The sequence below is a fragment of the Tissierella carlieri genome (genome assembly GCF_018917285.1).
GTDB classification, from domain to species: Bacteria; Bacillota; Clostridia; order Tissierellales; family Tissierellaceae; genus Tissierella; species Tissierella carlieri.
Genome location: NZ_JAHLOH010000047.1, coordinates 25,551 through 49,528 on the forward strand (window position 1 = coordinate 25,551; position 23,978 = coordinate 49,528).

General features: G+C 29.9%; 26 protein-coding genes. 22 read left to right on the forward strand and 4 right to left on the reverse strand.

Annotation, left to right across the window (positions count from 1 at the left end; translation table 11 throughout):
* The first annotated feature begins 71 nt into the window (after positions 1-71).
* The 11 genes from iorA (at position 72) to KQI38_RS16665 (ending at position 11,148) form a co-directional block, all read left to right on the forward strand.
* On the forward strand, positions 72-1,847 hold the full coding sequence (iorA, locus tag KQI38_RS16615; protein ID WP_216561371.1) for an indolepyruvate ferredoxin oxidoreductase subunit alpha: 1,776 nt from the start codon (positions 72-74) through the stop codon (positions 1,845-1,847).
* Positions 1,848-2,417: an indolepyruvate oxidoreductase subunit beta gene (locus KQI38_RS16620; protein WP_094898794.1), complete on the forward strand. Its 570-nt coding sequence runs from the start codon at positions 1,848-1,850 to the stop codon at positions 2,415-2,417.
* 250 nt (positions 2,418-2,667) lie between these two features.
* Positions 2,668-2,985: a hypothetical protein gene (locus KQI38_RS16625; protein WP_216561373.1), complete on the forward strand. Its 318-nt coding sequence runs from the start codon at positions 2,668-2,670 to the stop codon at positions 2,983-2,985.
* A 10-nt stretch (positions 2,986-2,995) separates the two neighbouring features.
* Positions 2,996-4,051, forward strand: coding sequence for a V-type ATPase subunit (locus tag KQI38_RS16630; protein ID WP_216561375.1), 1,056 nt, complete (start codon positions 2,996-2,998; stop codon positions 4,049-4,051).
* Positions 4,051-5,988 carry a V-type ATP synthase subunit I gene (locus KQI38_RS16635; protein ID WP_216561377.1) on the forward strand — a complete coding sequence of 646 codons (1,938 nt, stop codon included), beginning with the start codon at positions 4,051-4,053 and terminating at the stop codon, positions 5,986-5,988. Before KQI38_RS16630 ends, KQI38_RS16635 begins: the two co-directional genes overlap by 1 nt.
* Before the next feature lie 15 nt (positions 5,989-6,003).
* A complete protein-coding gene (locus tag KQI38_RS16640; protein ID WP_216561379.1) occupies positions 6,004-6,426 on the forward strand; it encodes an ATP synthase subunit C in 423 nt (140 codons plus the stop codon).
* A gap of 1 nt (position 6,427) precedes the next feature.
* Positions 6,428-6,733, forward strand: a complete 306-nt coding sequence (locus KQI38_RS16645) for a V-type ATP synthase subunit F (RefSeq protein WP_094898799.1) — start codon at positions 6,428-6,430, stop codon at positions 6,731-6,733.
* 11 nt (positions 6,734-6,744) lie between these two features.
* Positions 6,745-7,374 carry a V-type ATP synthase subunit E gene (locus KQI38_RS16650; protein WP_216561381.1) on the forward strand — a complete coding sequence of 210 codons (630 nt, stop codon included), beginning with the start codon at positions 6,745-6,747 and terminating at the stop codon, positions 7,372-7,374.
* On the forward strand, positions 7,367-9,139 hold the full coding sequence (locus KQI38_RS16655) for a V-type ATP synthase subunit A (RefSeq protein ID WP_216561383.1): 1,773 nt from the start codon (positions 7,367-7,369) through the stop codon (positions 9,137-9,139). Before KQI38_RS16650 ends, KQI38_RS16655 begins: the two co-directional genes overlap by 8 nt.
* A gap of 11 nt (positions 9,140-9,150) precedes the next feature.
* Positions 9,151-10,527 (forward strand): V-type ATP synthase subunit B, encoded by a 1,377-nt coding sequence (locus tag KQI38_RS16660; protein WP_216561384.1) that lies wholly within the window; start codon positions 9,151-9,153, stop codon positions 10,525-10,527.
* A gap of 9 nt (positions 10,528-10,536) precedes the next feature.
* On the forward strand, positions 10,537-11,148 hold the full coding sequence (locus KQI38_RS16665; RefSeq protein WP_216561386.1) for a V-type ATP synthase subunit D: 612 nt from the start codon (positions 10,537-10,539) through the stop codon (positions 11,146-11,148).
* A 369-nt stretch (positions 11,149-11,517) separates the two neighbouring features.
* Here KQI38_RS16665 and KQI38_RS16670 read toward each other — a convergent pair whose 3' ends face one another.
* Together KQI38_RS16670 and KQI38_RS16675 are read right to left on the reverse strand one after the other, a co-directional pair.
* Positions 11,518-12,843, reverse strand: coding sequence for a sensor histidine kinase (locus tag KQI38_RS16670; protein ID WP_216561388.1), 1,326 nt, complete (start codon positions 12,841-12,843; stop codon positions 11,518-11,520).
* A gap of 2 nt (positions 12,844-12,845) precedes the next feature.
* Entirely contained in the window at positions 12,846-13,571 is a 726-nt protein-coding gene (locus tag KQI38_RS16675; protein ID WP_216561390.1) for a LytR/AlgR family response regulator transcription factor, read from the reverse strand.
* A 115-nt stretch (positions 13,572-13,686) separates the two neighbouring features.
* Between KQI38_RS16675 and KQI38_RS16680 the strand changes: the two genes are divergently transcribed.
* The 3 genes from KQI38_RS16680 to KQI38_RS16690 all read left to right on the forward strand — a co-directional run bounded on the left by KQI38_RS16680 (position 13,687) and on the right by KQI38_RS16690 (position 15,311).
* Positions 13,687-13,968 (forward strand): accessory gene regulator B family protein, encoded by a 282-nt coding sequence (locus KQI38_RS16680; protein WP_308524216.1) that lies wholly within the window; start codon positions 13,687-13,689, stop codon positions 13,966-13,968.
* Entirely contained in the window at positions 13,917-14,261 is a 345-nt protein-coding gene (locus KQI38_RS16685; RefSeq protein ID WP_216561394.1) for a hypothetical protein, read from the forward strand. Before KQI38_RS16680 ends, KQI38_RS16685 begins: the two co-directional genes overlap by 52 nt.
* Before the next feature lie 288 nt (positions 14,262-14,549).
* Entirely contained in the window at positions 14,550-15,311 is a 762-nt protein-coding gene (locus tag KQI38_RS16690; protein ID WP_216561395.1) for a hypothetical protein, read from the forward strand.
* Positions 15,312-15,494: 183 nt separating this feature from the next.
* Here KQI38_RS16690 and KQI38_RS22440 read toward each other — a convergent pair whose 3' ends face one another.
* Positions 15,495-15,629: a hypothetical protein gene (locus KQI38_RS22440; protein WP_276515598.1), complete on the reverse strand. Its 135-nt coding sequence runs from the start codon at positions 15,627-15,629 to the stop codon at positions 15,495-15,497.
* A gap of 323 nt (positions 15,630-15,952) precedes the next feature.
* Here KQI38_RS22440 and KQI38_RS16695 point away from each other — a divergent pair, with 323 nt between their 5' ends.
* Both KQI38_RS16695 and KQI38_RS22875 read left to right on the forward strand, forming a co-directional pair.
* Positions 15,953-16,186 (forward strand): IS3 family transposase, encoded by a 234-nt coding sequence (locus KQI38_RS16695; RefSeq protein WP_216561398.1) that lies wholly within the window; start codon positions 15,953-15,955, stop codon positions 16,184-16,186.
* A 346-nt stretch (positions 16,187-16,532) separates the two neighbouring features.
* Positions 16,533-16,622 carry a hypothetical protein gene (locus tag KQI38_RS22875; RefSeq protein WP_374041668.1) on the forward strand — a complete coding sequence of 30 codons (90 nt, stop codon included), beginning with the start codon at positions 16,533-16,535 and terminating at the stop codon, positions 16,620-16,622.
* A 2,156-nt stretch (positions 16,623-18,778) separates the two neighbouring features.
* Here KQI38_RS22875 and KQI38_RS16705 read toward each other — a convergent pair.
* Complete coding sequence (locus KQI38_RS16705) at positions 18,779-18,940, reverse strand: hypothetical protein (RefSeq protein ID WP_216561400.1); 162 nt, start codon at positions 18,938-18,940, stop codon at positions 18,779-18,781.
* A gap of 114 nt (positions 18,941-19,054) precedes the next feature.
* Here KQI38_RS16705 and KQI38_RS16710 point away from each other — a divergent pair, with 114 nt between their 5' ends.
* From KQI38_RS16710 to KQI38_RS16730, 6 genes are all read left to right on the forward strand, one after another.
* Entirely contained in the window at positions 19,055-19,618 is a 564-nt protein-coding gene (locus KQI38_RS16710) for an accessory gene regulator B family protein (RefSeq protein ID WP_216561402.1), read from the forward strand.
* Between the two features lie 50 nt (positions 19,619-19,668).
* Positions 19,669-20,124, forward strand: coding sequence for a V-type ATP synthase subunit D (locus tag KQI38_RS16715; RefSeq protein WP_308525285.1), 456 nt, complete (start codon positions 19,669-19,671; stop codon positions 20,122-20,124).
* A 92-nt stretch (positions 20,125-20,216) separates the two neighbouring features.
* Entirely contained in the window at positions 20,217-20,339 is a 123-nt protein-coding gene (locus KQI38_RS22450; protein WP_276515600.1) for a hypothetical protein, read from the forward strand.
* A 315-nt stretch (positions 20,340-20,654) separates the two neighbouring features.
* Positions 20,655-21,596 carry an AAA family ATPase gene (locus tag KQI38_RS16720; protein ID WP_216561403.1) on the forward strand — a complete coding sequence of 314 codons (942 nt, stop codon included), beginning with the start codon at positions 20,655-20,657 and terminating at the stop codon, positions 21,594-21,596.
* Positions 21,597-21,604: 8 nt separating this feature from the next.
* Positions 21,605-22,681, forward strand: a complete 1,077-nt coding sequence (locus tag KQI38_RS16725; RefSeq protein ID WP_216561405.1) for a DUF58 domain-containing protein — start codon at positions 21,605-21,607, stop codon at positions 22,679-22,681.
* The gene (locus KQI38_RS16730) at positions 22,682-23,887 is read left to right on the forward strand and encodes a hypothetical protein (RefSeq protein ID WP_216561408.1); all 1,206 of its coding nucleotides are present in this window, start codon (positions 22,682-22,684) and stop codon (positions 23,885-23,887) included.
* Positions 23,888-23,978: the final 91 nt, after the last annotated feature.

Genomic DNA, 23,978 nt, shown 5'->3' on the forward strand with positions numbered 1-23,978 from the left:
CAAAAAACTTAATACAATTAATAATATATTTGATATAATATTATTGTACTATATTTGATAGGAGGGATTCCATGAAAAAGCTTTTAACAGGTAATGAAGCTATTGCAAGAGGAGCTTATGAAGCAGGATGTTTAGTGGCAGCAGCGTATCCAGGTACACCAAGCACTGAAATTCTTGAAAACATCTCACAGTACGAAGAAATATATTCAGAATGGTCCACCAATGAAAAGGTTGCTTTAGAGGTTGGAGCAGGGGCATCCATAGCAGGAGCTAGATCCTTAGTTGCAATGAAACATGTAGGGTTAAACGTGGCAGCAGACCCATTATTTACCATTGCATATGAAGGAGTAAATGGAGGACTTATAGTAATCACTGCTGATGAGCCAGGTATGCATAGTTCACAGAATGAACAAGACAATAGACTATTTGCACCTCATGCAAAAGTAGCTATGGTAGAACCATCAGATAGTCAAGAATGTAAAGATTTTATAAAACATGCTTTTGAAATATCCGAAACTTATGATACTCCAGTGTTATTTAAAGTAACTACTAGGGTTTGTCATAGTAAGGGTGTAGTAGAATTAGGAGAAAGAGTCCCAGTAGGGATAAAGGAGTATGTGAAGGACCCTAAGAAATACATAATGGTACCAGCAAATTCCAAGGCAAAACATATAGAAATGGAAGCAGATAGAATTCCAAAGCTTAGGGAATACTCAAATAATAGTCCATTAAATAAAATCGAATGGAACGATAGAAAAATAGGTATTATAACATCCGGTGCATCATATCTTCATGCAAAGGAAGTATTTGGAGATACGGTTTCTTACTTAAAGGTAGGATTTAGTTGGCCACTACCAGATAAATTATTTAAAGAGTTTAGTGATGGTGTGGACAAACTATATGTAATAGAAGAAAATGAACCTTATATGGAACAATTTATTAAGGCTATGGGAATAGAATGTATTGGAAAAGAAATATTCTCAGTATGTGGAGAAATAAACCCACAAATTATAAGGGAAGTAATGTTAGGTGAAAAAGTAGAAGTTGAACATAAATTAGATTTGGAAGTATCCTCAAGACCACCAGCACTATGTGCAGGATGTCCACATAGAGGTATATTCTATGCATTATCTAAACATAAAAATAAGGTAGTGGTTACATCCGATATAGGCTGCTATACCTTAGGAGCTATGCCGCCACTGGGTATGGGAGATACAGTAATATGTATGGGTGCTGGAATCACTGCAGGTATTGGTTTTGATAAGGTTAACCAAATGGCAGATAGAGGAAAGAAAGTATTTGGTTTTGTAGGAGATTCTACATTCTTCCATTCTGGAATGACAGGGTTAGTTAATGCAGTATATAATAAGAGTAATATGGTTGTTGTAATTCTTGATAATAGAATCACTGCCATGACAGGACATCAGGAAAATCCAGGTACAGGAAAGAATATATCTGGCGTAGAATCACCAATGATCGATATAGAAGGCTTAGTAAAAGCAATAGGAGTAAAGGAAGAAAATATAAGAGTTATAGATCCATATAATATGGATGCAAATACAAATGCAGTAAAGGATGCATTGGAAGCTACAGAGCCATTTGTAATCATTACAAAGCAACCTTGCGCACTTATTAAAGATGTACAAAAAAGAAGAGCAAATTTATATTGTCAAGTAAATCAAGAAAAATGTAGAAAATGTAAGACCTGTTTAAGAATAGGCTGTCCAGCTATATCTATGAAGGATAATGTAGTTAGTATGGATACTGCAATGTGTAATGGCTGTACAGTATGTCTACAAGTATGTCCATTTAAGGCTATAGAATCTTTTGGGGAAGAGGTGATTTAATTGACTAAATCTTTACTTTTAGTAGGTGTAGGAGGGCAAGGTACTATTTTAGTATCTAAAATATTATCAGAAGGACTCTTAGAAGAAGGCTATGATGTAAAAATGTCAGAAATCCATGGTATGGCTCAAAGAGGTGGTAGCGTTACTACTCAAATTAGATTTGGAGATAAGGTATATTCACCAACTATAAATCTAGGAGAAGCAGATGTACTAGTATCCTTCGAAAAACTAGAAGCAGCAAGATACGTACCTCAATTAAAGAAAGATGGAACATTAATAGTTAACGAAGAAGAAATGTGGCCATTACCAGTATTAGCGGGATTTGAAAAATATCCTGAAGGGATAATGGAAGAACTAAAATCTAAAATAAATAATGTGATATCTATAAATGCAAGAAGTATAGCTGAGGAACTTGGTGAGCCAAGATCTCAAAATATTGTAATGTTAGGTCTTATAGTTAAAGCATTAGGCTTAGAAAATATAGATTGGAAGAGTAAAATCAAGAAGTTTCTTCCAGAAAGAGTACATGAAGTAAATATTAAAGCATTTGAAAGAGGAATAAATTCATAAAAATAGTGGATACACCTATATAGGTGTATCCACTATTTTTATGGAATAAAATTTATTAAATATTTGTAACAAATATTTAAATATGAGAAAAACGAAGAATAAGATAGAGAATCAAAGATAAATAAAGAGAAATTTATTATTGATAGTCAATATATTATTTATTTTCACTCCTATGGGTCATAGGAGACATTATTTGAGTTTACATAAGATATAGGAGGAGTATAATAGTTTAGTCAAGGAGTGATGAGTTATGGATGAAATTATCAACAAGATAATAAACATTGATAAGGAAACTGTAAGGATGAAGCTAAAGACTGAAGAGATTATAGGGGATAAGGAAAAGGAATTAAAAGAAACTCTTCAGGAATTAGAAAAAAAATATGTGGAAGAAGGTAGATTAGAAGGGGAAAAAACTTACAATGAAATCATAAGAAATGGAGAATTAGAAATCGAAAGGTTGAAATCTCAGGATGTTGAAACCTTAGAAAGAATAGATAAGGTATATAAGGGAAGTAAGGATAAATTAATAGAGGGCCTATGGAATAGTTTATTTAGAGGCAAAGAATAGAGGTAGAATCATGAGCAATGAAAGAAGATTTGCAGCTATAAACACTAAAATAAGGGTTTTACGATCAAAATCATTAGATAGAAAAGATTATATAAATCTGATAGAAAAGAAAAACGTAAAAGAACAAATTGCCTATCTGAAAGAGAATACTATCTATAAGGAAGAATTAAGTAAAATAGAGGAATTAGATAATATTCAACAAGTGGAAATAGAGCTAGAGCGTCACTTAATAAACCAATTTGAAAAAATAATAAGATATTTTACTGACGGCTATAGAAAACTATTCAGAGCTTTAATGTTAAGGTATGAGATTGAAGACCTAAAACTATATCTAAGAGCATTAGAGAGAAAAGAGGACCTTAATAAAATAGAAGGCTTAAGCTTACTAAAGGAAAAATATTATAGTTTTAATCTAAAAAAATTGAAATCTTCTCATAGTATAGAAGAGTTTATCGAAAACTTGAAGGGAACTATTTACTATGATGCCTTAAACACTTACAAAGAAGAAGAACATGCAAAGATTATATTTTATATGGAGATGAATTTAGATAGACTATATTTTAATTCTTTAAAATCTGAATCTAAGAATCTAAAGAAGGAAGATAGAATAATATTCGAAAAAATCCTTGGAATAAACGAAGATTTATTAAATATTGAGTGGATTTATAGAGGTATTAAATTCTATAACTTACTTCCAGAGGAGTTAATAAACTTTACATTACCCCATGGATATGAATTTAATTATAAGAAATTAAAAAAAATGTGTTACTCAACAGAGGAAGAATTAAAAGAAATAGTATTAGAGACAGAGTATGATTTCTTATTTGATACTGAAAAAGATGTAGATTTATACATGGAAAGAAGAATTCAAAGATATTTGTATTATAGATTTTTAAATGCCTTTAAAAAAGCAAAATTAGATATAACTTTATCCATTGCTTATATTCATCTTTTAGAGTATGAAATAAGAGATATTATTTCTATGTTGGAAGCTAAAAAATATGGATTAACTTTACAAGAAACAAAAAATTACTTAGTAAGGAAAGTCGAAGGAAGTGATGAGTAATGTCTGTTGAAAAGATGACCATGATGAATGTCATCGGGAATATTTCAGATGTAGATAATGTGTTAAAAGATATAATTCTATCAGGTAAAGTAGATTTAGTATCTGCATTATCACAAATAGAAGATAATAGTTTCGTTTTTAATGTAAAGGATGAAAATCTAGAGAAAGTTATAGATTTAAACTATATTACATCCTTTTCAAAGGATAAAAACTATGAAGAACTTCTTAAAAAAGGGGAAGAATTAGAATCAATTTTAAATATGAAATCTAATTATATGGAATCTAATCTAAAGGTGGATATAGATATACTCAAGGCATCTGATGAATTGAGCAGTATATATGAAGAAGTAAAGATACCTAGTGAAGAGTTAGAGAAAGCTCAAGAAGAACTAGGAGAAATTGAAGATTTCTATAAAAGTTTTTCTAATATTAGAGATATCAATATTCCCATAGAGAATCTAAGGGGGCTTTCACATTTTGATTTTAGATTTGGAATCTTATCTAAAGAAGATAGAATAAAGCTTAAGAAAAACTATGAGAATATCCTAGCGATTATCCTTCATACTGGAACTGGAAAGGAAGGAGAAGTTTATTTAACTATATATCCTTCAAACATAAGAGAAGAAATGAATAGAATTCTAAGATCCTTGAATTTCAAAGAAATCCAAGTTCCAGAGGAGTACAAGGGAACTCCAATAGAGATGGTTAAGTACCTAAAGGCTAAGAAAGAAAAATTACAAAAAGATATAGATGCCTTAGAAAGAAAATTATCTAATTTAAGAGAAATTCATCAAGATGCAATTATATCAGCAGTGAATCAATTAAAAACAAAGGAAAAAATAGAAGATATTAAAGAAGAATTAGCTAGATCTAATAAGTTCTTCTATCTTTCAGGATGGGTGTCTAAGAAGGATAAAGAAAAGCTTGGAGAAATCCTAAAAGGATATAAGGATATGCTAGTGATGTTTAAGGATGAAACAGACCTTACGCCTCCTACTAAACTTAGAAATATCTGGCTTTTTAAACCCTTTGAATCTTTAGTTAAGATGTATGGAATGCCATCTTATAACGAACTAGACCCTACTCCATTTTTGTCTCTTTCCTATATGTTTTTATTTGGAGCTATGTTTGGTGATTTGGGGCAAGGATTTATATTACTTTTAGGAGGAATGCTCCTAGGTCGTAAAAACAAAATGTTTGGTGGATTATTAGGGCGTCTAGGACTTAGTTCCATGGTATTTGGAACTTTATACGGGGCAGTATTTGGCATAGAAACTATTTTGCCAGCACTTTTAATTAAGCCCTTTGAAAATATTAATACCGTTTTAGTATCAGCTATATTTATAGGTATAGCACTTATACTTATATCCTATATCTATGGAATGATAAATAGTGTCAAAAGAAAAGACATGGAAGATGGATTATTTGGAAAAGAAGGCTTAGCAGGATTTTTATTTTATTTATGCTTGCTTATTTTAATAGGTGGAAATCTTTTAAAGAAACCTATACTCTCTATGGAGGTAGGTGTAGTAATTATTATACTATGTATAGCTGTCATGGTATTTAAACAACCATTGACTCACTTAATAAAGGGTAAACGTCCTCTTCACGGTGAAGATATTACTGGATACTATATAGAATCTGTATTTTCTATTATAGAGACTTTACTCAGTATGCTAAGTGGTACAGTATCTTTCATTAGGGTAGGAGCCTTTGCTTTAACTCATGTTGGCTTATTTATAGCCTTTGAGACCATAGGTCATATGATAGGAACTACGGCAGGTAATATCATAGTACTGATTATAGGTAACATTGTAATCATAGGTATGGAGGGACTTATAGTATTTATTCAAGGTCTAAGACTTCAATATTATGAGCTATTCAGCAGATATTACAAGGGTGAAGGCAGGGAATTTAAACCTGTAAATATTAAATAATTAGGAGGAATTGAAATGCAATTTATATTAGTATCAACAACTTTAATGGTTTTATTAACTATAGGAACTGGAATTTTTATGATTTACAAGAATGTAGAAGGTAATAGAAAAACTCTTAAAAAGATTTTGAGAACAAATCTATATGTGTTTTTACCAATACTTGTTGCAGCTATAATTACTTTAGTACCAGGAGCAATCAATGCTGAAACTACTGGTCCAGCAGCACCATCAGGACTTGGATTTCTTGCAGCAGCATTGTCAACAGGTTTAGCAACTGTAGGTGCTGGATATGCAGTTGCCGTAGTAGGTTCTTCAGCTCTTGGAGCTGTTTCTGAAGACTCAAGCATATTAGGTAAGACTTTAATATTCGTAGGTCTTGCAGAAGGTATTGCCATCTATGGTCTTATAGTATCTATTCTAATCCTAGGAAGGTTATAATATGAAATCCTTTTTAATCAGCCATAATAAGGATACAATCATAGGCCTAAGGTTGGCAGGAATAGAAGGGATTTTAGCAGAGACAAAGGAAGAAGTTGAATTCTATTTTTCTAAGGCCGTTGAAGATCCTAATATTGGGATTATCATCATAACAGAAAAAATATTTGAAGAGATGAAGGAAAAGGTATTAGAGCTTAAGAGAAGTGGAAACTCCCAGCTTATAGCTACTATTCCAGATAGAACTGGCCTAAGGGATAAAAACTTTATAATGAGATATATAAAAGAATCCATAGGTATAAAAATTTAGGTGGTGATTCGATGATTACTCTTGATGATAAACTAGATATTTTCTATAAGGTAGTATTTAAAGAAGAAGAGGAAAAATGTAAAAAAGCATTAGAAGAATTAGAAGAGAAAAACAGATCCATATTAGAAGAGAAAAAAATAGAACTGACAAAGAGAAAGGAAGAAATAATAAACAGAAGAAGAATCCTAGCAGAAACTCAAAAAAATGAGATACTTTCTAAGGCTACTCAAGAAAACAGAGGAAAAATTCTTGAAAAAAGGGAAGAGATTTTAAGGGATTTGATTTCTTCTTTAGAAGATAGAGCCAGAGAATTTGTATTATCTCATGATTATAATGATTATGTTCTTAGCAAAATTGAAGATTTAATTAGAGAAATAGATGAAAAAGAGATAATAATTGGATTGAAGGAAAAAGATAAAGTAAATCTAGAAGATTCGATTCTCAAGTTAGGTAAAGAGAATAATAAAGACATATCCTTTAATATTGTTGTGTCAGATATAATTGGAGGATTTATATTGTCAGATAAAGATATGAGTTATAATCTAGACAATAGCTTTAAGACTATTATTGAAGAAAATAGATACCTAATAGGTAAGAGATTATATTCATCTCTAGAAAAGACAGGTGGTTTAAATGGATAATTTAACAGGAAAAATAGCTATGATAAATGGTCCAGTAATACTTGGAGAGAACATGACTGGATTTAAGATGAGAGAAATGGTATTAGTAGGAGAAAAGAAGCTAATCGGTGAAATCATATCCATAGATGGTGATAGTGGTACAGTGCAGGTATATGAAGAAACAGAGGGCCTAAAAAGAGGAGAAGTAATAGTATCAACTGGTAAGCCACTTTCTCTAAAGCTAGGACCAGGTATGCTTGGTAATATGTTTGATGGTATTCAAAGACCACTTAAGAAAATAAGAGATGACTTTGGCAGCTTTATCCCAGAAGGTATAGGACTTATATCAATAGATGAAGAAAAACTTTGGGAAGTAAACTTAAATGTAAATCTTGGGGACTATCTGAGAGAAGGAGAAATATTTGGAACTGTACAAGAAACTTCTTTGATTACTCACAAGCTTTTAGTTCCTGTAGGATTAGAGGGTAAAGTCCTTAAGGTAGTCAAAAATGGAAGATACAATATTGAAGAAAAGTTGGTTGAAATAGAAGATAATAGAGGAAATAGACATTTCCTTAAAATGTATCAAGAATGGCCCGTTAGAATTTCGAGACCTGCTAAAGAGAGATTGCCTATAGATAAGCTATTGGTTACAGGACAAAGAGTATTAGATATATTTTTTCCTATAGCTAAGGGCGGAACAGCAGCAATACCTGGTGGCTTTGGTACGGGAAAGACTATGACTCAGCACCAATTGGCAAAATGGTCAGATGCAGATATTATCGTTTATATTGGCTGTGGTGAAAGAGGAAACGAAATGACAGAGGTACTAGAGGATTTTCCAGAACTTATAGATCCTAAGACAGGCAAACCTATAATGGAAAGAACTGTTCTTATAGCTAATACATCTAATATGCCTGTAGCTGCAAGGGAAGCCAGCATATATACAGGAATTACCATGGCAGAGTATTTTAGAGATATGGGATACCATGTGGCTATAATGGCAGACTCTACTTCTCGTTGGGCAGAAGCCCTGAGAGAGATATCAGGAAGGTTGGAAGAAATGCCTGCTGAGGAAGGATATCCAGCATATCTACCTTCAAGACTTGCTCAATTCTACGAAAGGGCAGGATATGTAAGCACTCTATCTGGAAAAGAAGGTTCTGTAACTATAATAGGAGCAGTTTCTCCGGCAGGAGGAGATTTCTCTGAGCCAGTTACGGAAAATACTAAGAGATTTGTCAATGTATTCTTAGGATTAGATAGAGAATTAGCGTATTCAAGACATTATCCAGCTATTAATTGGTTAAATAGTTATAGTGGATATATGGAAATGTTAAAGACCTACTATGAAATGGAACTAAATGAAGAAGTAGGAGAGCTTCGTGGAAAGATGCTAAGACTTTTATTTGAGGAAAGCAGGCTTCTTGAAATAGTTCTTTTAGTTGGAGAAGATGTTTTACCAGATGATCAAAGATTGATTCTAGAGATTGCTAGGGTAATTAAAATAGGATTTTTACAACAAAATGCTTTCCATAAAGAAGATACTTATGTACCTTTAAGAAAGCAGCTAGAAATGTTAAAGACTATAGATTTACTATATGAAAGAGGTCTACAAGCCATAAAGAAAGATATCCCAATTTCTCAGGTTAGAAACGGAGAACTTTATGGTGAGATCATAAAGATGAAATATTCTATACCCAACGAAGATATAGATAAAATAGAAGAGCTTAAAAATATGATAAACGATTTTTATAATAAATTAGAATTAGACTATTCTAAATAGTAGGTGATGAAGTGAAAAAGGAATATTTAGTATTAGATAAAGTTGAAGGAGCTCTTATAGAGCTATCAAAGGTTCATGCAGTTGGATATGGAGAAATAGTACAGGTAGAAAACAATTTAGGCGAAAAGAAACTAGGCAGAGTTATTAAAATAGATGGAGACAAAGTAGTAGTGCAGGTTTTTGGTTCTACCTTAGGTCATTCAGTGGAGAATACTAAGGTAAGCTTTGAAGGAAGACCCTTTGAAATTCCATTATCTAAGGATATACTAGGAAGAACTTTCAATGGTGTAGGTATGCCTATAGATAATGGTGGAGATATATATGCTGATAAGTTCTATAATGTAAATGGTAGACCTATAAACCCAGTTTCCAGAGAATATCCAAGGGACTATATTCAAACAGGGATATCGTCTATAGATGGGCTTATAACCTTAATCAGAGGACAAAAGTTACCTATATTTTCAGGCTCAGGTTTACCTCATAATGAACTAGCTGCTCAAATAGTTAGGCAGGCAAAGATTAAGGTAAAGGGAGAGGAAAGAGATAATTTCTCCATAGTCTTTGCAGCAATAGGTGTAAAACATGATGAGGCATTTTTCTTTAAAGAAGCCTTTAAAAAAGCAGGAGTTCAGAATAAGGTAGTTATGTATATTAACTATGCAGATGACCCTATAATGGAAAGAATAATAGCACCAAGAGCTGCTCTTACAGCAGCAGAATATCTGGCATTCGAAGAAAATCAACACGTATTAGTTATAATGACAGATATAACTAGTTACGGTGAAGCACTTAGAGAAGTTTCATCTTTGAGAGAAGAAGTACCTAGTAGAAGGGGCTATCCAGGATACCTTTATTCTGACTTAGCATCTCTTTATGAAAGGGCAGGTATGTTAAAGGATAGAGAAGGCTCTGTAACACTAATACCAATACTCACAATGCCAAATGATGATATAACTCACCCTATACCAGATTTAACTGGATATATAACAGAGGGACAGATTGTATTGTCAAGGGAATTACATCAAAAAAATATCTATCCTCCTATAAATGTACTTCCTTCACTATCAAGACTTATGAAGGATGGTATAGGTGAAGGATATACAAGGGAAGATCATCCAGATGTATCTAATCAATTGTTCTCTGCCTACTCCAAGGTTCAAGAAGTTAGAGCATTGGCACAAATAGTTGGAGAAGACGATTTATCTGATAAGGATAAGAAATACATGAAATTTGGAGAAGCCTTTGAAGAAAACTTTGTTACCCAAAGCTACGTGGAAAACAGAGATATAGAGAATACATTGGAGCTATCTTGGAAAACTCTTTCCTTATTACCTCAAGAAGAATTAGATAGATTGAAACCAGCCTTAATAGAAAGGTATATGAAATAAGGTGATTAAATGGCAGTATATAAATTGACGCCTACAAAGGCAAACTTGATAAAATCCAAGAATTCCCTCCAGTTTGCAAAAAAAGGCTATGAGCTATTAGATAGAAAGAGAACAGTTCTCATAAGAGAAATGATGTCTCTAATAGATAAAGCAAGTGAATTACAAGAAAGAATAGATACTGAATTTAAAGAGGCCTATGAGGCTCTAAAATTAGCTAATATAACCATGGGTACTGAATCTGTAGAGGAGATAGCAGGTTCCATTGAGAAAGAAGGAGAATTTAATATATTATTTAAATCTGTAATGGGAGTAGAAGTTCCCATGATAAAGAGGGAAGATACTAAGCTTACAACGGAATATGGATTTTTCAGAACAAATCCAGCTTTTGACAAAGCAGTATTAAACTTTTCAGATATAAGAAAACTTATTTACGATTTAGCAGAAATAGAAAATTCAGTATATAAATTAGCAATGGAAATAAAAAAGACTCAAAAAAGAGCTAACGCTCTAGATAAAATCCAAATCCCTAAATATACTACAACTATTAAGTATATTGAAGAAGTATTAGAAGAAAAGGAAAGGGAGGACTTCTTTAGACTTAAGAGGGTTAAAGGGAAATAAAGAATTATAAATAAAAGGTTTAACAGCCTTCTGAAAGTGCTCATATGAGCACTTTACTTTTTTAGTTTCTTTATAAGCCATTTAAATAAATATACACTATTATATGCCAATGTAAAGACTACTATTGAAAACCAGTCAATTTCATAAAAGCTCTTTTTGAATATTAAAGAAAGAAGTATATAACCTATAATAACTATTAGTGAGTGTATAATTGCTTCTTTTATTGTAATCACCCCTGAGGATTATATTTTGTATACTCTCTAGAAGCCTAAGAGTTTAAATTAGCTTTACCTTATTACTTATATTCAAATATCATTCTTTATTTATAATTATTATAATAAATCAAACTAAAAATAGTTGAAATTTAGATTAAGTGGTCGTTTCTTGGACTGAGTGGTTATTCAAATGAAGAATAATAGTAACTGAGTATTCCTTATCATCTTTCTTTATATCTATATAACCATCATATTTATCTACAATATCTTTTATTATACTAAGGCCATATCCAGAGGAGATATACTGCTTTTTATTAAAGTATATTTTTTTAGTGGAATTATCTTTAGCCGGATTATAACTATTTTTAATCTTATAACATAAGAAATTTTCATCAGGATATAGCTCTATATAGATATATCTATTTTTTTCATTACAATTTAGACAAGCCTCTATTGCATTGTCTATGGTATTAAACAATATAGAGCTTAAGTCCATATCATCGATACTTACTTTAGGAGGAGCTATTGCCTTTATATCAAAATCTATACCCTGCATAATACCTTCTGCATATTTATCATTTAATACTATATCTATTAATTTATTTCCGGTATTTATTGTATTAGGAATTGACTTAAGTTTATCTTTTATTGAATTAATATATTCAATATGAGTATCATTTTCCATCTTATTCATTTCTTCCAAGACTTTAACATGATTTCCCATATCATGCCATATCTTAGATAAAGTATCATTTCTTAATTCAGCATTAGCTATAAACTTTTCATATGATTTATTATAAATTCTTTTATTAGTCTCTTTCTGTAAATTGATATAAAAATCATTTGCATTGAAATACATTGTCAAAGAGCCTAGGCTAATGAATAATGTCAATAGACATATAATAAATAAGATGAATATAATACTTTTTGAAGATAAATCCAAACTAGCATAAAATATTAAGAGCATTGAAACCGTAGATAAAAATAATATTGATATAATTATGTAGTTTAAAATCTTTGGAAGAATAATCTTTGTGTTTAAAAATTTTCTATTAATTAGTGTAGAGATTAGTATATATAAGAATTTACTAATTATTGCTAAAAAGAAGTAAGTATATTTTAATTGTAAGTTTTCTACAGATTTATCTAAAATCCTTGAGGCTAATAAAGTAACTAATAGTTCAGATATAATGAGTATAAAATAATACATTACAATGATTAATATTAGTTGATAAGATTTAAGATCATATAAGAGAGTTGTTAAAGATAATAGTAATATAGCTATGACAATTATTTTAATATATGGAGTTATTTCAAATTGAGTCAACAAAGATGCAACAATAGATACTATAACAATTACAATAGTATCAATAAGTTTATAATTCTTCTTGTAATTTCTAAATTTAGACAATATGCTTATAAAAAGTATTCCATCCATTATAGAAAACAAAAAGCTTAGTGTAATATCAAGATTTTTCATGATTACCCCTCTCTTTTAGATGAAATGTATCTATAGAATTCCTTTTTAAAATCATTGAATCTTCTTCTTGCAATATATAGAGTATCATCATTAGAAAGTATGATCTTATCATCTATAAGATCTTTTATATGGTTAAGATTAATCATAATTCCCCTATATATTTCATAAAAATTTTTTTCTGTTAGATTATAAGGCATATCCTTTAAAGAACGATAATTCGAAATATGAGTATTATCTGTAGTATGTATAATCACACGTCTGTCTAACACTTCAAAATATATGATATCATAGAGCTTGAGATAAATATTATTATCTCCTATAGGAAATGAGTATTTTTGGGTTAAATATTCCAACTTTTTAATCAATGAATCAAGGATTAAATCTACTTCTTTATGGAAATGACTTTTTCTAATAAAATGAAATATTGTTAAGTCTAAAGCTTCATATACTTTTTCATTTAAATATGTGATGAATATAAATATGATACTTTCATCTAGTTTCCTAATTTTTCGTGCTGTTTCTATTCCACTTAACCCTGGTAACTCTATATCGAAGAAAATGATATCATATTTCTCCTTATAATTTAACATATTATCAAGAATATCTTCTCCTGAGTAAAAGCAGCCTATATGGCATTTTATATTATAGTGAAAAAATTTTCTTTGAATAATTGATTCTAACTCCAATGAAAAATCTCTATTATCCTCACAAATGGCAATTCTGAACATAGGTATCCCCCCTAAATAATCGTTCAGTCCAAAAAAAGACCACTTACTCCAAATTCAAACTATTCCAAATTTTATCTGTTATAATTATTATAAAGGAAAGAGGTTAGGATTGAAAGTGGCAGGTCAATTTATTAGAAGTTGTATTTTGCAGTCTACAATGGATAAAGATGAGATTGAAGTAATCTCTTATGGAATTAAAATAATAGAAACTAGCATTCTAACATCTTTAGTTATAATTTTAATTGGAATGATTATGGGACAAACTGTATCTGCCATTATCTATTTAAGTGTATTGATTTTATTTAGGAGAAATATAAGTGGATATCATAGTAAGACATACTTGGAATGCTTACTTATCACAAATTTAAATTTCATAATAATATTTCTAGAAAAATGATTGTAGCAGGATTTAAAAGAAATTATAGAGATGATATTTATTCTATAATAAAAACATATATTGCTAAACCTACAGTACATAAAAATAGAATTGTAAAGGATGAGATTATAAATGAGGGTAATATAAAAAGGCACAAGTGGTTAAGTATTATTTTAGCTTTAGCAACAATATGTCATATACTAACAGTATTAGGTTTATTAAATGAAATTAATTACTTCTTTGCCATTAGCAGTTTTTTAATGGTAATGGTATTAAGTATTAATAATAAAACTAGAGAGGAGGAAGAGAGGTGAAGTGAAGAAGGTTTTAACTAGGGGGATAGAGGAGGAAATAAGTAAGATAGCAAAGAAAATTGAAGAGTAATCATCAAGTACGGTTTCTACATTTTGTATTATGAGACTAAGGCACCGAAGACGTTCCTTTAAAGTGATCAATATATCAACTATACTTCTTGGTTAATATCTTTCTAAGATAAACACATAATATAAATATAAAGCTTTACTTTTTATCAAGATTAGGTATTTGAAAAAGTATTTTATCTGTTTGTTAATCAAATTGTATAATTAAAGGAGGTTTTATTCTTGAAAAGAATAAAAATGTTAAGTATACTATCAGCAATATTAATTTTAATACCAACTATTGGAGTTGCGACAGAGTATGAGGAAAAGGAATTAACATTATTAGATAGATTAATGCATGAGCCAGCTTATTCAGTTTTAGAAATTGATGATCAAAACAATTTTAACACAAAGAATATTAAAACTATATCAATTAAAGAAACTAGAAAATTATCCGATGAAGAATTATATAAGATTGCTGAAAACAATTTGAGAGAAGTAATACTACAGCAAAAAAATGGTGCTAGGATAGTTTGGAATGACAATATCTTAGAAAGTAAGATAAAAGAAGAATTTCCACATGTTTATGCAGAAATTAAATCAAATAATTTAATTAAAAAAGAATTCAAAATAGAAGAGCTGGAGTCCGCTAGTTTAAGTGGTTCAAAAACACAATCATTCACTCATACCGTATACTCATATTTAGGACTTAGGCTGTTTTCCATAACATTACAAGCTACATGGTCATGGGAGGTCGCTAGAGTTTACAATGTCAGAAATATTAGAACTAGCGGAGAATCACATGATGTTTTATGGTCATATGCAAAAACAGTGTTTAGTAGAGGATATTATAGAACAGAACCGTGGGGAGAAGAAGTTTATGCACATGATTTTCAAGCTCATTTTAAAAGATCTACATTAGGGGGTGCCAATGCATATCCTGAAATAGGAGTAGAATTATATCCTGGAACTGCCAGTATAGTATTTACAGATGATGGAATTTAAAAACAAATAGAATATTCTGATATGATCCTGTTGTGAAAGATGGTTAAAGTAATAAAAGCTTTAGACTGAACTTGATTAGGTAGACTTGATAAATAGTCTACCTAATCAAGTTCAGTTTTTCATATTCTCAATGAGATAAATATCCAAGATTAGAATGCCTTCTCCTTCTATTAAAAAATAATTCTATATATTCAAATATAGCCTTTTACCTTCTTCTCGTATAGTAAGAACTTTGTTATCGTCCATCATTTCTGTCTCTAATGATTTATTGAAGGGTTCTATAATGGCATTATCATGAAGATTACTAGTATTGCTCATACTGGAGATGATACCACGTTTTCCAATCTTAGCCTGATATTTTTTACTAATAAATTAAGACAATCTATCTGTATGTATAATAAGACCTGCATTAGTTGACTCATTCCATAGAGCTGATCCTAAGGTATATATAACTAATGACTCTCTCATGTTTTTATTCATTAGCCTACAACTTTACTAGTATATACATACATATAAGCCATAAGATATAGAGAGCCTTCTTTAGTAGGAATATATGTTATATCATCAGCCCATGTTTCCATAGTGATAGGGGATTTCAACGCACACCAAAAGCATTTAAAAAGAAACTGGATGATGTAAGAATGATACAAAACATGTTTAGGATATCAAAATGTGTAGATAATGATCCGAATGAAGAATTCTGGAGGATATTGAAATCTGAACTGTATTGCCTTAAGAAATTTAACTCACATGACGAACTAGAACAAGTAACCATCAATTATATAGATTATTACAATAGTCATAGATATCAAAAACTACTGAACTGTATGATACTTTTGGAATACAGAGAATACTTGAAAATTATAGCTATATAGAAATATCGTCAACCATAAGATATGATTTGCTACATAAGACTTGAGTTTGTAAAAAAATTGTGTAATCAATACATATTCTTCTTGGTTAATAATTGGAAGAGACAAATAATCAATTAAATTATAAGGTAGAGTAATTTAATGTTGAAAATTTCTAAGGAAGAATTAGAAGTAGAAATGGTGAATTCGAATTCAAAAGAGTATCAAAACATCAAAGAAATATCAACGCTATTGTCACTACTTGGTATGTTGTAGGAATGGCTACTAGGGATATATCTGAATAGATAAAAAGATATATGATGATATATCAACTAAGGCTATATCTAATATAACAAATAGGATTATCCCGATTGTTACAGAATGGCAGAACAGACCTATTCAGAGTATCCACTTATTTGTTTTCATAGATACAAGGTATGTGGAGATAAACAAATTGTAGTAAAGGCGGCTTATGGGATATCGGATGTAAGCATAGATAAAGAAAAATAAGTTCTTGGGATATAGATTAGATCAAATGAAAATAGCAAATTTTTACTATTAGTATTAAATGACTTAAAAGATAAAAGCGCTTAAGATGTATTGGTATTCTATGTACAAATATTTAATAGGCCCAAAGAAGCAATAGACATAGCATACCCATTTGTTAAGATAAAAAGATTTATAATTTACCAAACGGGAGTAAGTATGAAATATATCTCATACAAGGATAGGAAGTAATCTGTAGCTAACTTGAATAAGGTATGACGAGCTTTAAATGAAATTGAAAAGCATATTAAAACTTGTAGAATATAGGGGAGAGGTGGAAAATAAATATTCTAATGTAATTAATGATTGGGAAGATAAATAGGATAATCTTGGCATTTCTATACTATATCAGAAAGATAACTTGTACATGAAATATAATAGAAAGCTTGCACAGTCAATTTAGAAAAGTAATCAAAACAAGATTAATATTTCTAAATGATAAAATTACCTTAAAAATTCTATACTTAGAAACAGAGAAGGTTAATAATAAATAGAACAGAGCATATACTAACTGTGATTTAGTAGTAAGTTAGTTGAAGGTATTATTTTGAAAAAATATTAGGTAAAGTAGTATAGAATGAACGCTAGATTTCTGGACTCCTAAGGTTTATCACATTGATTTTATTAGGAACGGATAAAAGAAGACGGACAATCAATAACTATCCGTTCTTGTGGCAAATCCAATAGCTACTCAGGTTGCTTCTCCAGCATCTCCTTATCGTGCTATTGAATAAGATTAACTATATTATTATAAAGCATTAGAAATAATATAGTATAAAGGATATTTAATAAATAAAAAGTCAACTTAACTCTATATTTTATCGATTTGTATCTTTTAACCAGTTATTAGCCAAAGAATGATAATACACAAAATTATTTACATAGCCTTATTTTTTCTACTGTCTACTTAGCAGGAATCATTTCATTCTCTATTTATTTTTATTTTTTTTAAATATTATAAGACGATAAAGGCCAAACCCTATAAGTATACATAATGAAATTAATATTATTATATATTCAACTATTCCTATTCTTCCTAACAATAATCTCCCTCCTATAATTAAATTTCTAAATATTATTATATTCAACCTTCTACTCATATCTTTCAATCATATAATTTATATCATTTCTTTTAATCTTCTTTAACTTTCTTTAACCTCCTCATCTATCAAATTTTCGTTTACTTGCCCGTCTTCATTTCTAATTATAAAATTCTTGTTACCTATATTATATATTCTACATAGATAAATTTTCTCCTTCTTTTTTGCCTATAGTATTAAAAATAATTAATTAATTTATTTAAATAATAGGAATAAAAGTACTGTTTAGATTTTGGGTAATCTTATTAATTGATAGTATATTTTTGATTTGTCGTCTATATCTTTTCATTACAAATACAAGGCCTTGTAGATAAAAACTTAATAATCAGGACTAAAAAGAAGTAATAATATTCTAAATGTGAGTTTTCCGTAGAATTAACTAAAATTCTAATACAAATAAAAGGACCAATAATTCAGATACGATTAATATATTATAATTGTTATAATACGTTGAAAAAGCTTGATATTATATAAGAATATTGCTAAAAACAGTAAAATTGAAATTCAATTTAGGAAGTAATTCTAAACTAAGCTAATATGGATATAATACCGTAATTCCTTTATATATCTTAAAAAATTCTCTTCTGATAAAATATATGGAATATCTTCTAAAATATGATAGTTTGAGATATAGGTAGTATTTATAATGCATATAACCACATGTCTGCCCGATACTTAAAAAGCATAATATGATGGACGTTAGATAAATATTGTTATCATCTATAGGAAGTAAGTATTTTTCAGCTAAATATTTAATCCCTTTGATCAATGAATCAAGGACGGAATCTATTTTTTTCTGGAAATGGCTTATTCTAATTAAATGAAATATTATCAAGTATAAATCTTTACATATCTTTTTATTAAAACATGTAATGAATATAAAAATGATATCATTGTCTAACTTTCTAATTTTACGTGTGATTTCTATTTCATTTAATTTAGATAGTTTTACATCGAAAAAGATAATGCCCTATTTCCCCTCATAATTTAACATATTATCAAGAATATCTTCTTCTGAGTAAAAGCAGCCTATATGGCATTTTATATTATAGTGAAAAAATTTTCTTTGAATAATTGATTCTAACTCCAATGAAAAATCTCTATTATCCTCACAAATGGCAATTCTGAACATAGGTATCCCCCCTAAATAACCATTCAGTTCAAAAAAGACCACTTATTTCAAATTCAAGCTATTTCAAATTTTATCTGTTATAATCATTATAAAGGAAAAGGGTTAGAATTTAAAGTGGTAAGTCAATTTGTTAGAAGTTGTATTTTTCAGTCTACAATAGATAAAGATGAGATTGAAGTAATCTCTTATGGAATTAAAATAATAGAAACTAGCATTCTAACATCTTTAGTTATAATTTTAATTGGAATGATTATGGGACAAACTGTATCTGTTATTATCTATTTAAGTGTATTGATTTTATTTAGGAGAAATATAAGTGGATATCATAGTAAGACATACCTAGGATGTTTGTTTATTACTAGTTTGAATTTCATAATAATAGTAATACTAGAAAAATTGTTGAGCCAGAATCTGAAAGAAGTTATAGGGATATTATTTATTATTTATTCTACTATAAGAATCTATATTGCTAAACCTATGGTACATAAAAATGGAATAGCAAATGAAGAGATTATAAATAAAAGCAATATAAAAGAAGACAAATGGTTAAATATTATATTAGCCTTAGTAACAACATGCCATGCATTAATAGCACTAGGTTTATTAAATGAGATTAATTACTTCTTTGCCATTAGCAGTTCTTTAATGGTAGTGGCATTAAGCATTAAAACTAGATAGAAAGAGAACGGTTCTCATAAGAGAAATGATGTCTCTGATAGATAAAGCTAGTGAAAATAGATACTGAATTTAAAGAGGCCTATGAGGCTCTAAAATTAGCTAATATAACCATGGGTACTGAATCTGTAGAGGAGATAGCAGGCTCCATTGAGAAGGAACAAGATTTCCATATATTATTTAAATCTGTAATGGGAGTAGAAGTTCCCATGATAAAGAGGGAAGATACTAAGCTTACAACGGAATATGGATTTTTCAGAACAAATCCAGCTTTTGACAAAGCAGTATTAAACTTTTCAGATATAAGAAAACTTATTTACGATTTAGCAGAAATAGAAAATTCGGTATATAAATTAGCAATGGAAATAAAAAAGACTCAAAAAAGAGCTAACGCTCTAGATAAAATCCAAATCCCTAAATATACTACTACGATTAAGTATATTGAAGAAGTATTGGAAGAAAAGGAAAGAGAAGACTTCTTTAGACTTAAGAGGGTTAAGGGTAAGTAGGATAATATAAAACTACCAGAAGGATAGAAAGTTCTGAACCGACCCCCAAAAGTTAGATCTAGGAATCTAACTGATGGGAGGTCGGTTTTTAAATGTCAAAATATAGTTATGAATTTAAGATGAAAGTTGTGCAAGAATATTTAGCTGTAAAGGGCGGATTCGCTTTTCTATCTGAAAAATATAATATCTCTTCTACGAGGGACTTACAAAAATAGGTTTCTGCATACAATGAATTTGGTTCTGATGGCTTAATGAGAAAACGAAAAAATCAAACTTACTCTTTCGAATTTAAGCTTCATGTGGTAGAGTTGCATCTAACTACAGAGGTTTCCTATCAGGATTTAGCGCTTTCGGCTGCACAAAAAATAGCGTAGCAGTTCACAAAACTACTACGCTACAAAGTCTAACTTATAGGGGGCACATCAGAACTCATAAGAGTTCTTTTTTCTTCCTTGTTTTATCTTTATAATATAAGGTATAATCTAAATATATAGTATAAAAACAATTTTCAGAAAAAAGGGGGAAGGCTTATGAACTTACAAAGATTTACTGATTTTAAAGAGAAAATAGTAGATAATGTATCAAAAGTGATAATCGGCAAAGAAAAAGAGATAGAGCTGATTATAGTATCATTTCTTTCAGGGGGACATGTTCTTTTAGAGGATATACCAGGCATGGGAAAGACTATGATGATAAAGGCATTCTCAAAGACATTAGATTTACCCTTTAAAAGAATCCAATTTACACCAGATTTGTTGCCATCAGACATCACAGGAATTAATTTTTACAATCAAAAAACTGGAGATTTTGAGTTTAGAGAAGGACCTTTATTCTCCAATATAGTCCTTACAGATGAAATAAATAGAGCAACACCTAGGACTCAATCATCTCTTCTAGAAGCTATGGAGGAAAAGCAAATTACAGCTGATGGGGAGACTCGAAAGTTACATATGCCATTTATGGTGCTGGCTACTCAAAACCCTGTAGAATCCTTTGGAACATTTCCGCTTCCTGAGGCACAACTAGATAGATTTTTTATGCGTATTAAATTAGGTTATCCTACAAAAGAAGAAGAAAAAATCATAATAAGGAAAAACATAGGGGATCCCCTAGATAATATAGATCCAATAATTAATCATGAAGAATTAAATCACATATTATCAGAGATATCTAAAGTATCTATTCAAGATGAAGTTATGGATTATCTAGTAAACATAGTTAATGAAACTAGAAACAAGAAAGAGATTGAGCTAGGAGTAAGCCCAAGAGGCTCGATAGCCTTATTTAAAGCTTCGAGAGCTTATGCTGCTATCAATGGAAGAGACTATATAGTACCTGAAGACATAAAGACAATGGCTCCATGTGTATTAAACCATAGGATAATTGCTCGTGGTATAAATAGTATAGAAGATTCATTAGAACTAGTTAAGGGAATAGTTGAAACAGTAGAAGTTCCCTTAGAAAATATATAGGTATAGCCATGATTTGGTTTCTAATAGGTCTAATTGGTGTTACCTATTTAATTAATAAGGCAACCTTATACTATGGTTTTAGGAATTTAACGTATAAAATGGAAGTAGGGAAAAATACTTTTGAAATAGGAGAAGAAATTGAAATTGTTTCCATAATTGAAAATAAAAAACCTCTAACAATTTCCTTTCTTAGTGTAGAAGAAAAATTCCCAAAAGGCTTTAATATAGATGGAAATATATACACATTATTTATCATGCCTTATCAAAGGGTGAAAAGAACCTATAAGATATCTGGAGAAAAGAGAGGATTATATAGAATAAAGGATGTGAATTTAGAGTTAGGAGATTTTGTTGGATTTAATAAATCCTATGAGGATATAGAAATAAAAAGAGAGCTAATAATATTTCCTAAAAAAATAGATATTAATGAAAGCATTTCTCCAATAGGATCTCTAAATGGCGATATTTCAGTAAAGAGATGGATAATAGATGATCCTCTTATGACCATTGGCATAAGAGAATATACTGGAAATGAACCACAAAAACTTATTCACTGGCCATCATCTGCAAAGTATAATAATCTGATGGTTAAGAATTTTGATTTTACTACGGATAACAGTGTTCTCATAGTTTTAAATATTGAGAGTGCGAAGCCCTATTGGCGTGGAATAGATGATGATAGAATAGAGAAAGCCATATCTATTACAAGGGCAGTAATGGAAGAATTTGAAAAGTTAAGGATTCCTTATGGATTGGCATCTAATGCATGTAATGCTGGCTCTAACTATATAAAAGGTCATTTCTATCATCCAGGATTGGGTGCTAACCATCTTTATCATTTTCTTGAAATACTAGGGAGTATGAGTTATACAGTATCATTTACCTTTGAAGAGACCTTAAAGAATATTAGCAGAAGACAAGGAAATTACACTACAGTTGCAGTTATTACACCAAAGATACTAGAATCCTATATAGAGCCTATAAATTTCTTAGGGAAAACTGTAAATAAAACAGTGGTCATATCTGTGGATGATAGGTATTTAGAAGATTTAAATAAGAATATAATTAGGTTTAGGGGTGATTAGATGACAGGAATAATTTTGCTTGAAATAATGTCCGTAGTGTCGTTTATATACTCTTTACTGACAATATTTTTTCCCTTTGCCTCTATTAGTGAAATATTTATAATCTTTATTTGGTCAATTACAGTATCTACTATATTTGCCTATACTTATAGACGGTCAAAGACATATCAAATTATTGCTTTGCTTTTATTAGCACCGTTGATATTCTATAATAATATGGAGTCTATCTATTTTGTAGTTATAGCAGCTTTTCTTATTCATACCTACATAACAAAATCATTTATGAAGGGCAGTTATAGTGAATATGTAGATAAATTAAAAAAGACTTATATAGTATATGGAGTAACGTGTATTTTGATATTAACGATAAATGAAGGATATTACAATTTTATTAATATTAGTATACCTTTTGCTATAATATATTTGATGACTACAATTATACTGGTAAGGTCAATTAGACATATATCAACTGGTATGGATATGCAAAAAATAAATCAAGTAAATTTAAGGTATATAGTGATGATATCTGTTACATCTTTCATAGTTACATTAGATAAGTTAAGGAACGCCATATTCCTTATAATTAAGGGAATATATTTATTTTTAATTGAGATAATAATGAAGATATTATATTATCCTATCACCATTATGGTAACTATATTAAATAAAGTCATGGAATATATAAAAGGAAAAATGATGGAGAATGGGAATGATGTATTAGAACAATTATTAGGAGAGTCTACTAATGAATCATCTCGGACTTTAAAAAAGAATGCAGTTAGATGGGGTAATACATTAGTTCAAAAAGTAATAGGCATCCTGCTGATTATAACTACAATCTATATAATTTATAAACTGATCATCAAAGTAGGAGAGAGAAGCTACAAAGGCCTAGAATATACAGAGGAAAGAGAATATATAAAAGAACCTAGGAAAAAGAAAAAAAGATTTTCTAGAGAAAAGTATCCAAGGGAATTAAATGAGCAAATAAGGTATTACTATAGAAGATATCTGGAAAAGCTAGATAAGAAGAAGATTCAAATATTGAAATCTGACACTTCTCTAGATATAAATGAAAAGGCTGAGGAGATATTTGAAGATAAAATTGAAGGAATTAGAAAGATATATATAGACAGTCGCTATGGTAATAAAGATGCAGATAAAAATATTGTAGAAGAAATGGAAAGCTTATATAAGAATCTATAACAAGGAATAAGTATCATTTGCGGTGGCCGTTTTAGCTAGCTTATATGTAAGAAAGCGAAAGTTGCACCAAAAATGATACTTTTTATTTCAA

Coding starts and splice junctions, on each gene's coding strand:
- iorA (WP_216561371.1), top strand. CDS start 72: ATGAAAAAGCTTTTAACAGGTAATGAAGCTATTGCAAGAGGAGCTTAT.
- KQI38_RS16625 (WP_216561373.1), top strand. CDS start 2,668: ATGGATGAAATTATCAACAAGATAATAAACATTGATAAGGAAACTGTA.
- KQI38_RS16630 (WP_216561375.1), top strand. CDS start 2,996: ATGAGCAATGAAAGAAGATTTGCAGCTATAAACACTAAAATAAGGGTT.
- KQI38_RS16635 (WP_216561377.1), top strand. CDS start 4,051: ATGTCTGTTGAAAAGATGACCATGATGAATGTCATCGGGAATATTTCA.
- KQI38_RS16640 (WP_216561379.1), top strand. CDS start 6,004: ATGCAATTTATATTAGTATCAACAACTTTAATGGTTTTATTAACTATA.
- KQI38_RS16645 (WP_094898799.1), top strand. CDS start 6,428: ATGAAATCCTTTTTAATCAGCCATAATAAGGATACAATCATAGGCCTA.
- KQI38_RS16650 (WP_216561381.1), top strand. CDS start 6,745: ATGATTACTCTTGATGATAAACTAGATATTTTCTATAAGGTAGTATTT.
- KQI38_RS16655 (WP_216561383.1), top strand. CDS start 7,367: ATGGATAATTTAACAGGAAAAATAGCTATGATAAATGGTCCAGTAATA.
- KQI38_RS16665 (WP_216561386.1), top strand. CDS start 10,537: ATGGCAGTATATAAATTGACGCCTACAAAGGCAAACTTGATAAAATCC.
- KQI38_RS16670 (WP_216561388.1), bottom strand. CDS start 12,843: ATGAAAAATCTTGATATTACACTAAGCTTTTTGTTTTCTATAATGGAT.
- KQI38_RS16675 (WP_216561390.1), bottom strand. CDS start 13,571: ATGTTCAGAATTGCCATTTGTGAGGATAATAGAGATTTTTCATTGGAG.
- KQI38_RS16685 (WP_216561394.1), top strand. CDS start 13,917: ATGCTTACTTATCACAAATTTAAATTTCATAATAATATTTCTAGAAAA.
- KQI38_RS22440 (WP_276515598.1), bottom strand. CDS start 15,629: ATGAGCAATACTAGTAATCTTCATGATAATGCCATTATAGAACCCTTC.
- KQI38_RS16695 (WP_216561398.1), top strand. CDS start 15,953: ATGATACAAAACATGTTTAGGATATCAAAATGTGTAGATAATGATCCG.
- KQI38_RS16705 (WP_216561400.1), bottom strand. CDS start 18,940: ATGTTCAGAATTGCCATTTGTGAGGATAATAGAGATTTTTCATTGGAG.
- KQI38_RS22450 (WP_276515600.1), top strand. CDS start 20,217: ATGTCAAAATATAGTTATGAATTTAAGATGAAAGTTGTGCAAGAATAT.
- KQI38_RS16720 (WP_216561403.1), top strand. CDS start 20,655: ATGAACTTACAAAGATTTACTGATTTTAAAGAGAAAATAGTAGATAAT.
- KQI38_RS16725 (WP_216561405.1), top strand. CDS start 21,605: ATGATTTGGTTTCTAATAGGTCTAATTGGTGTTACCTATTTAATTAAT.
- KQI38_RS16730 (WP_216561408.1), top strand. CDS start 22,682: ATGACAGGAATAATTTTGCTTGAAATAATGTCCGTAGTGTCGTTTATA.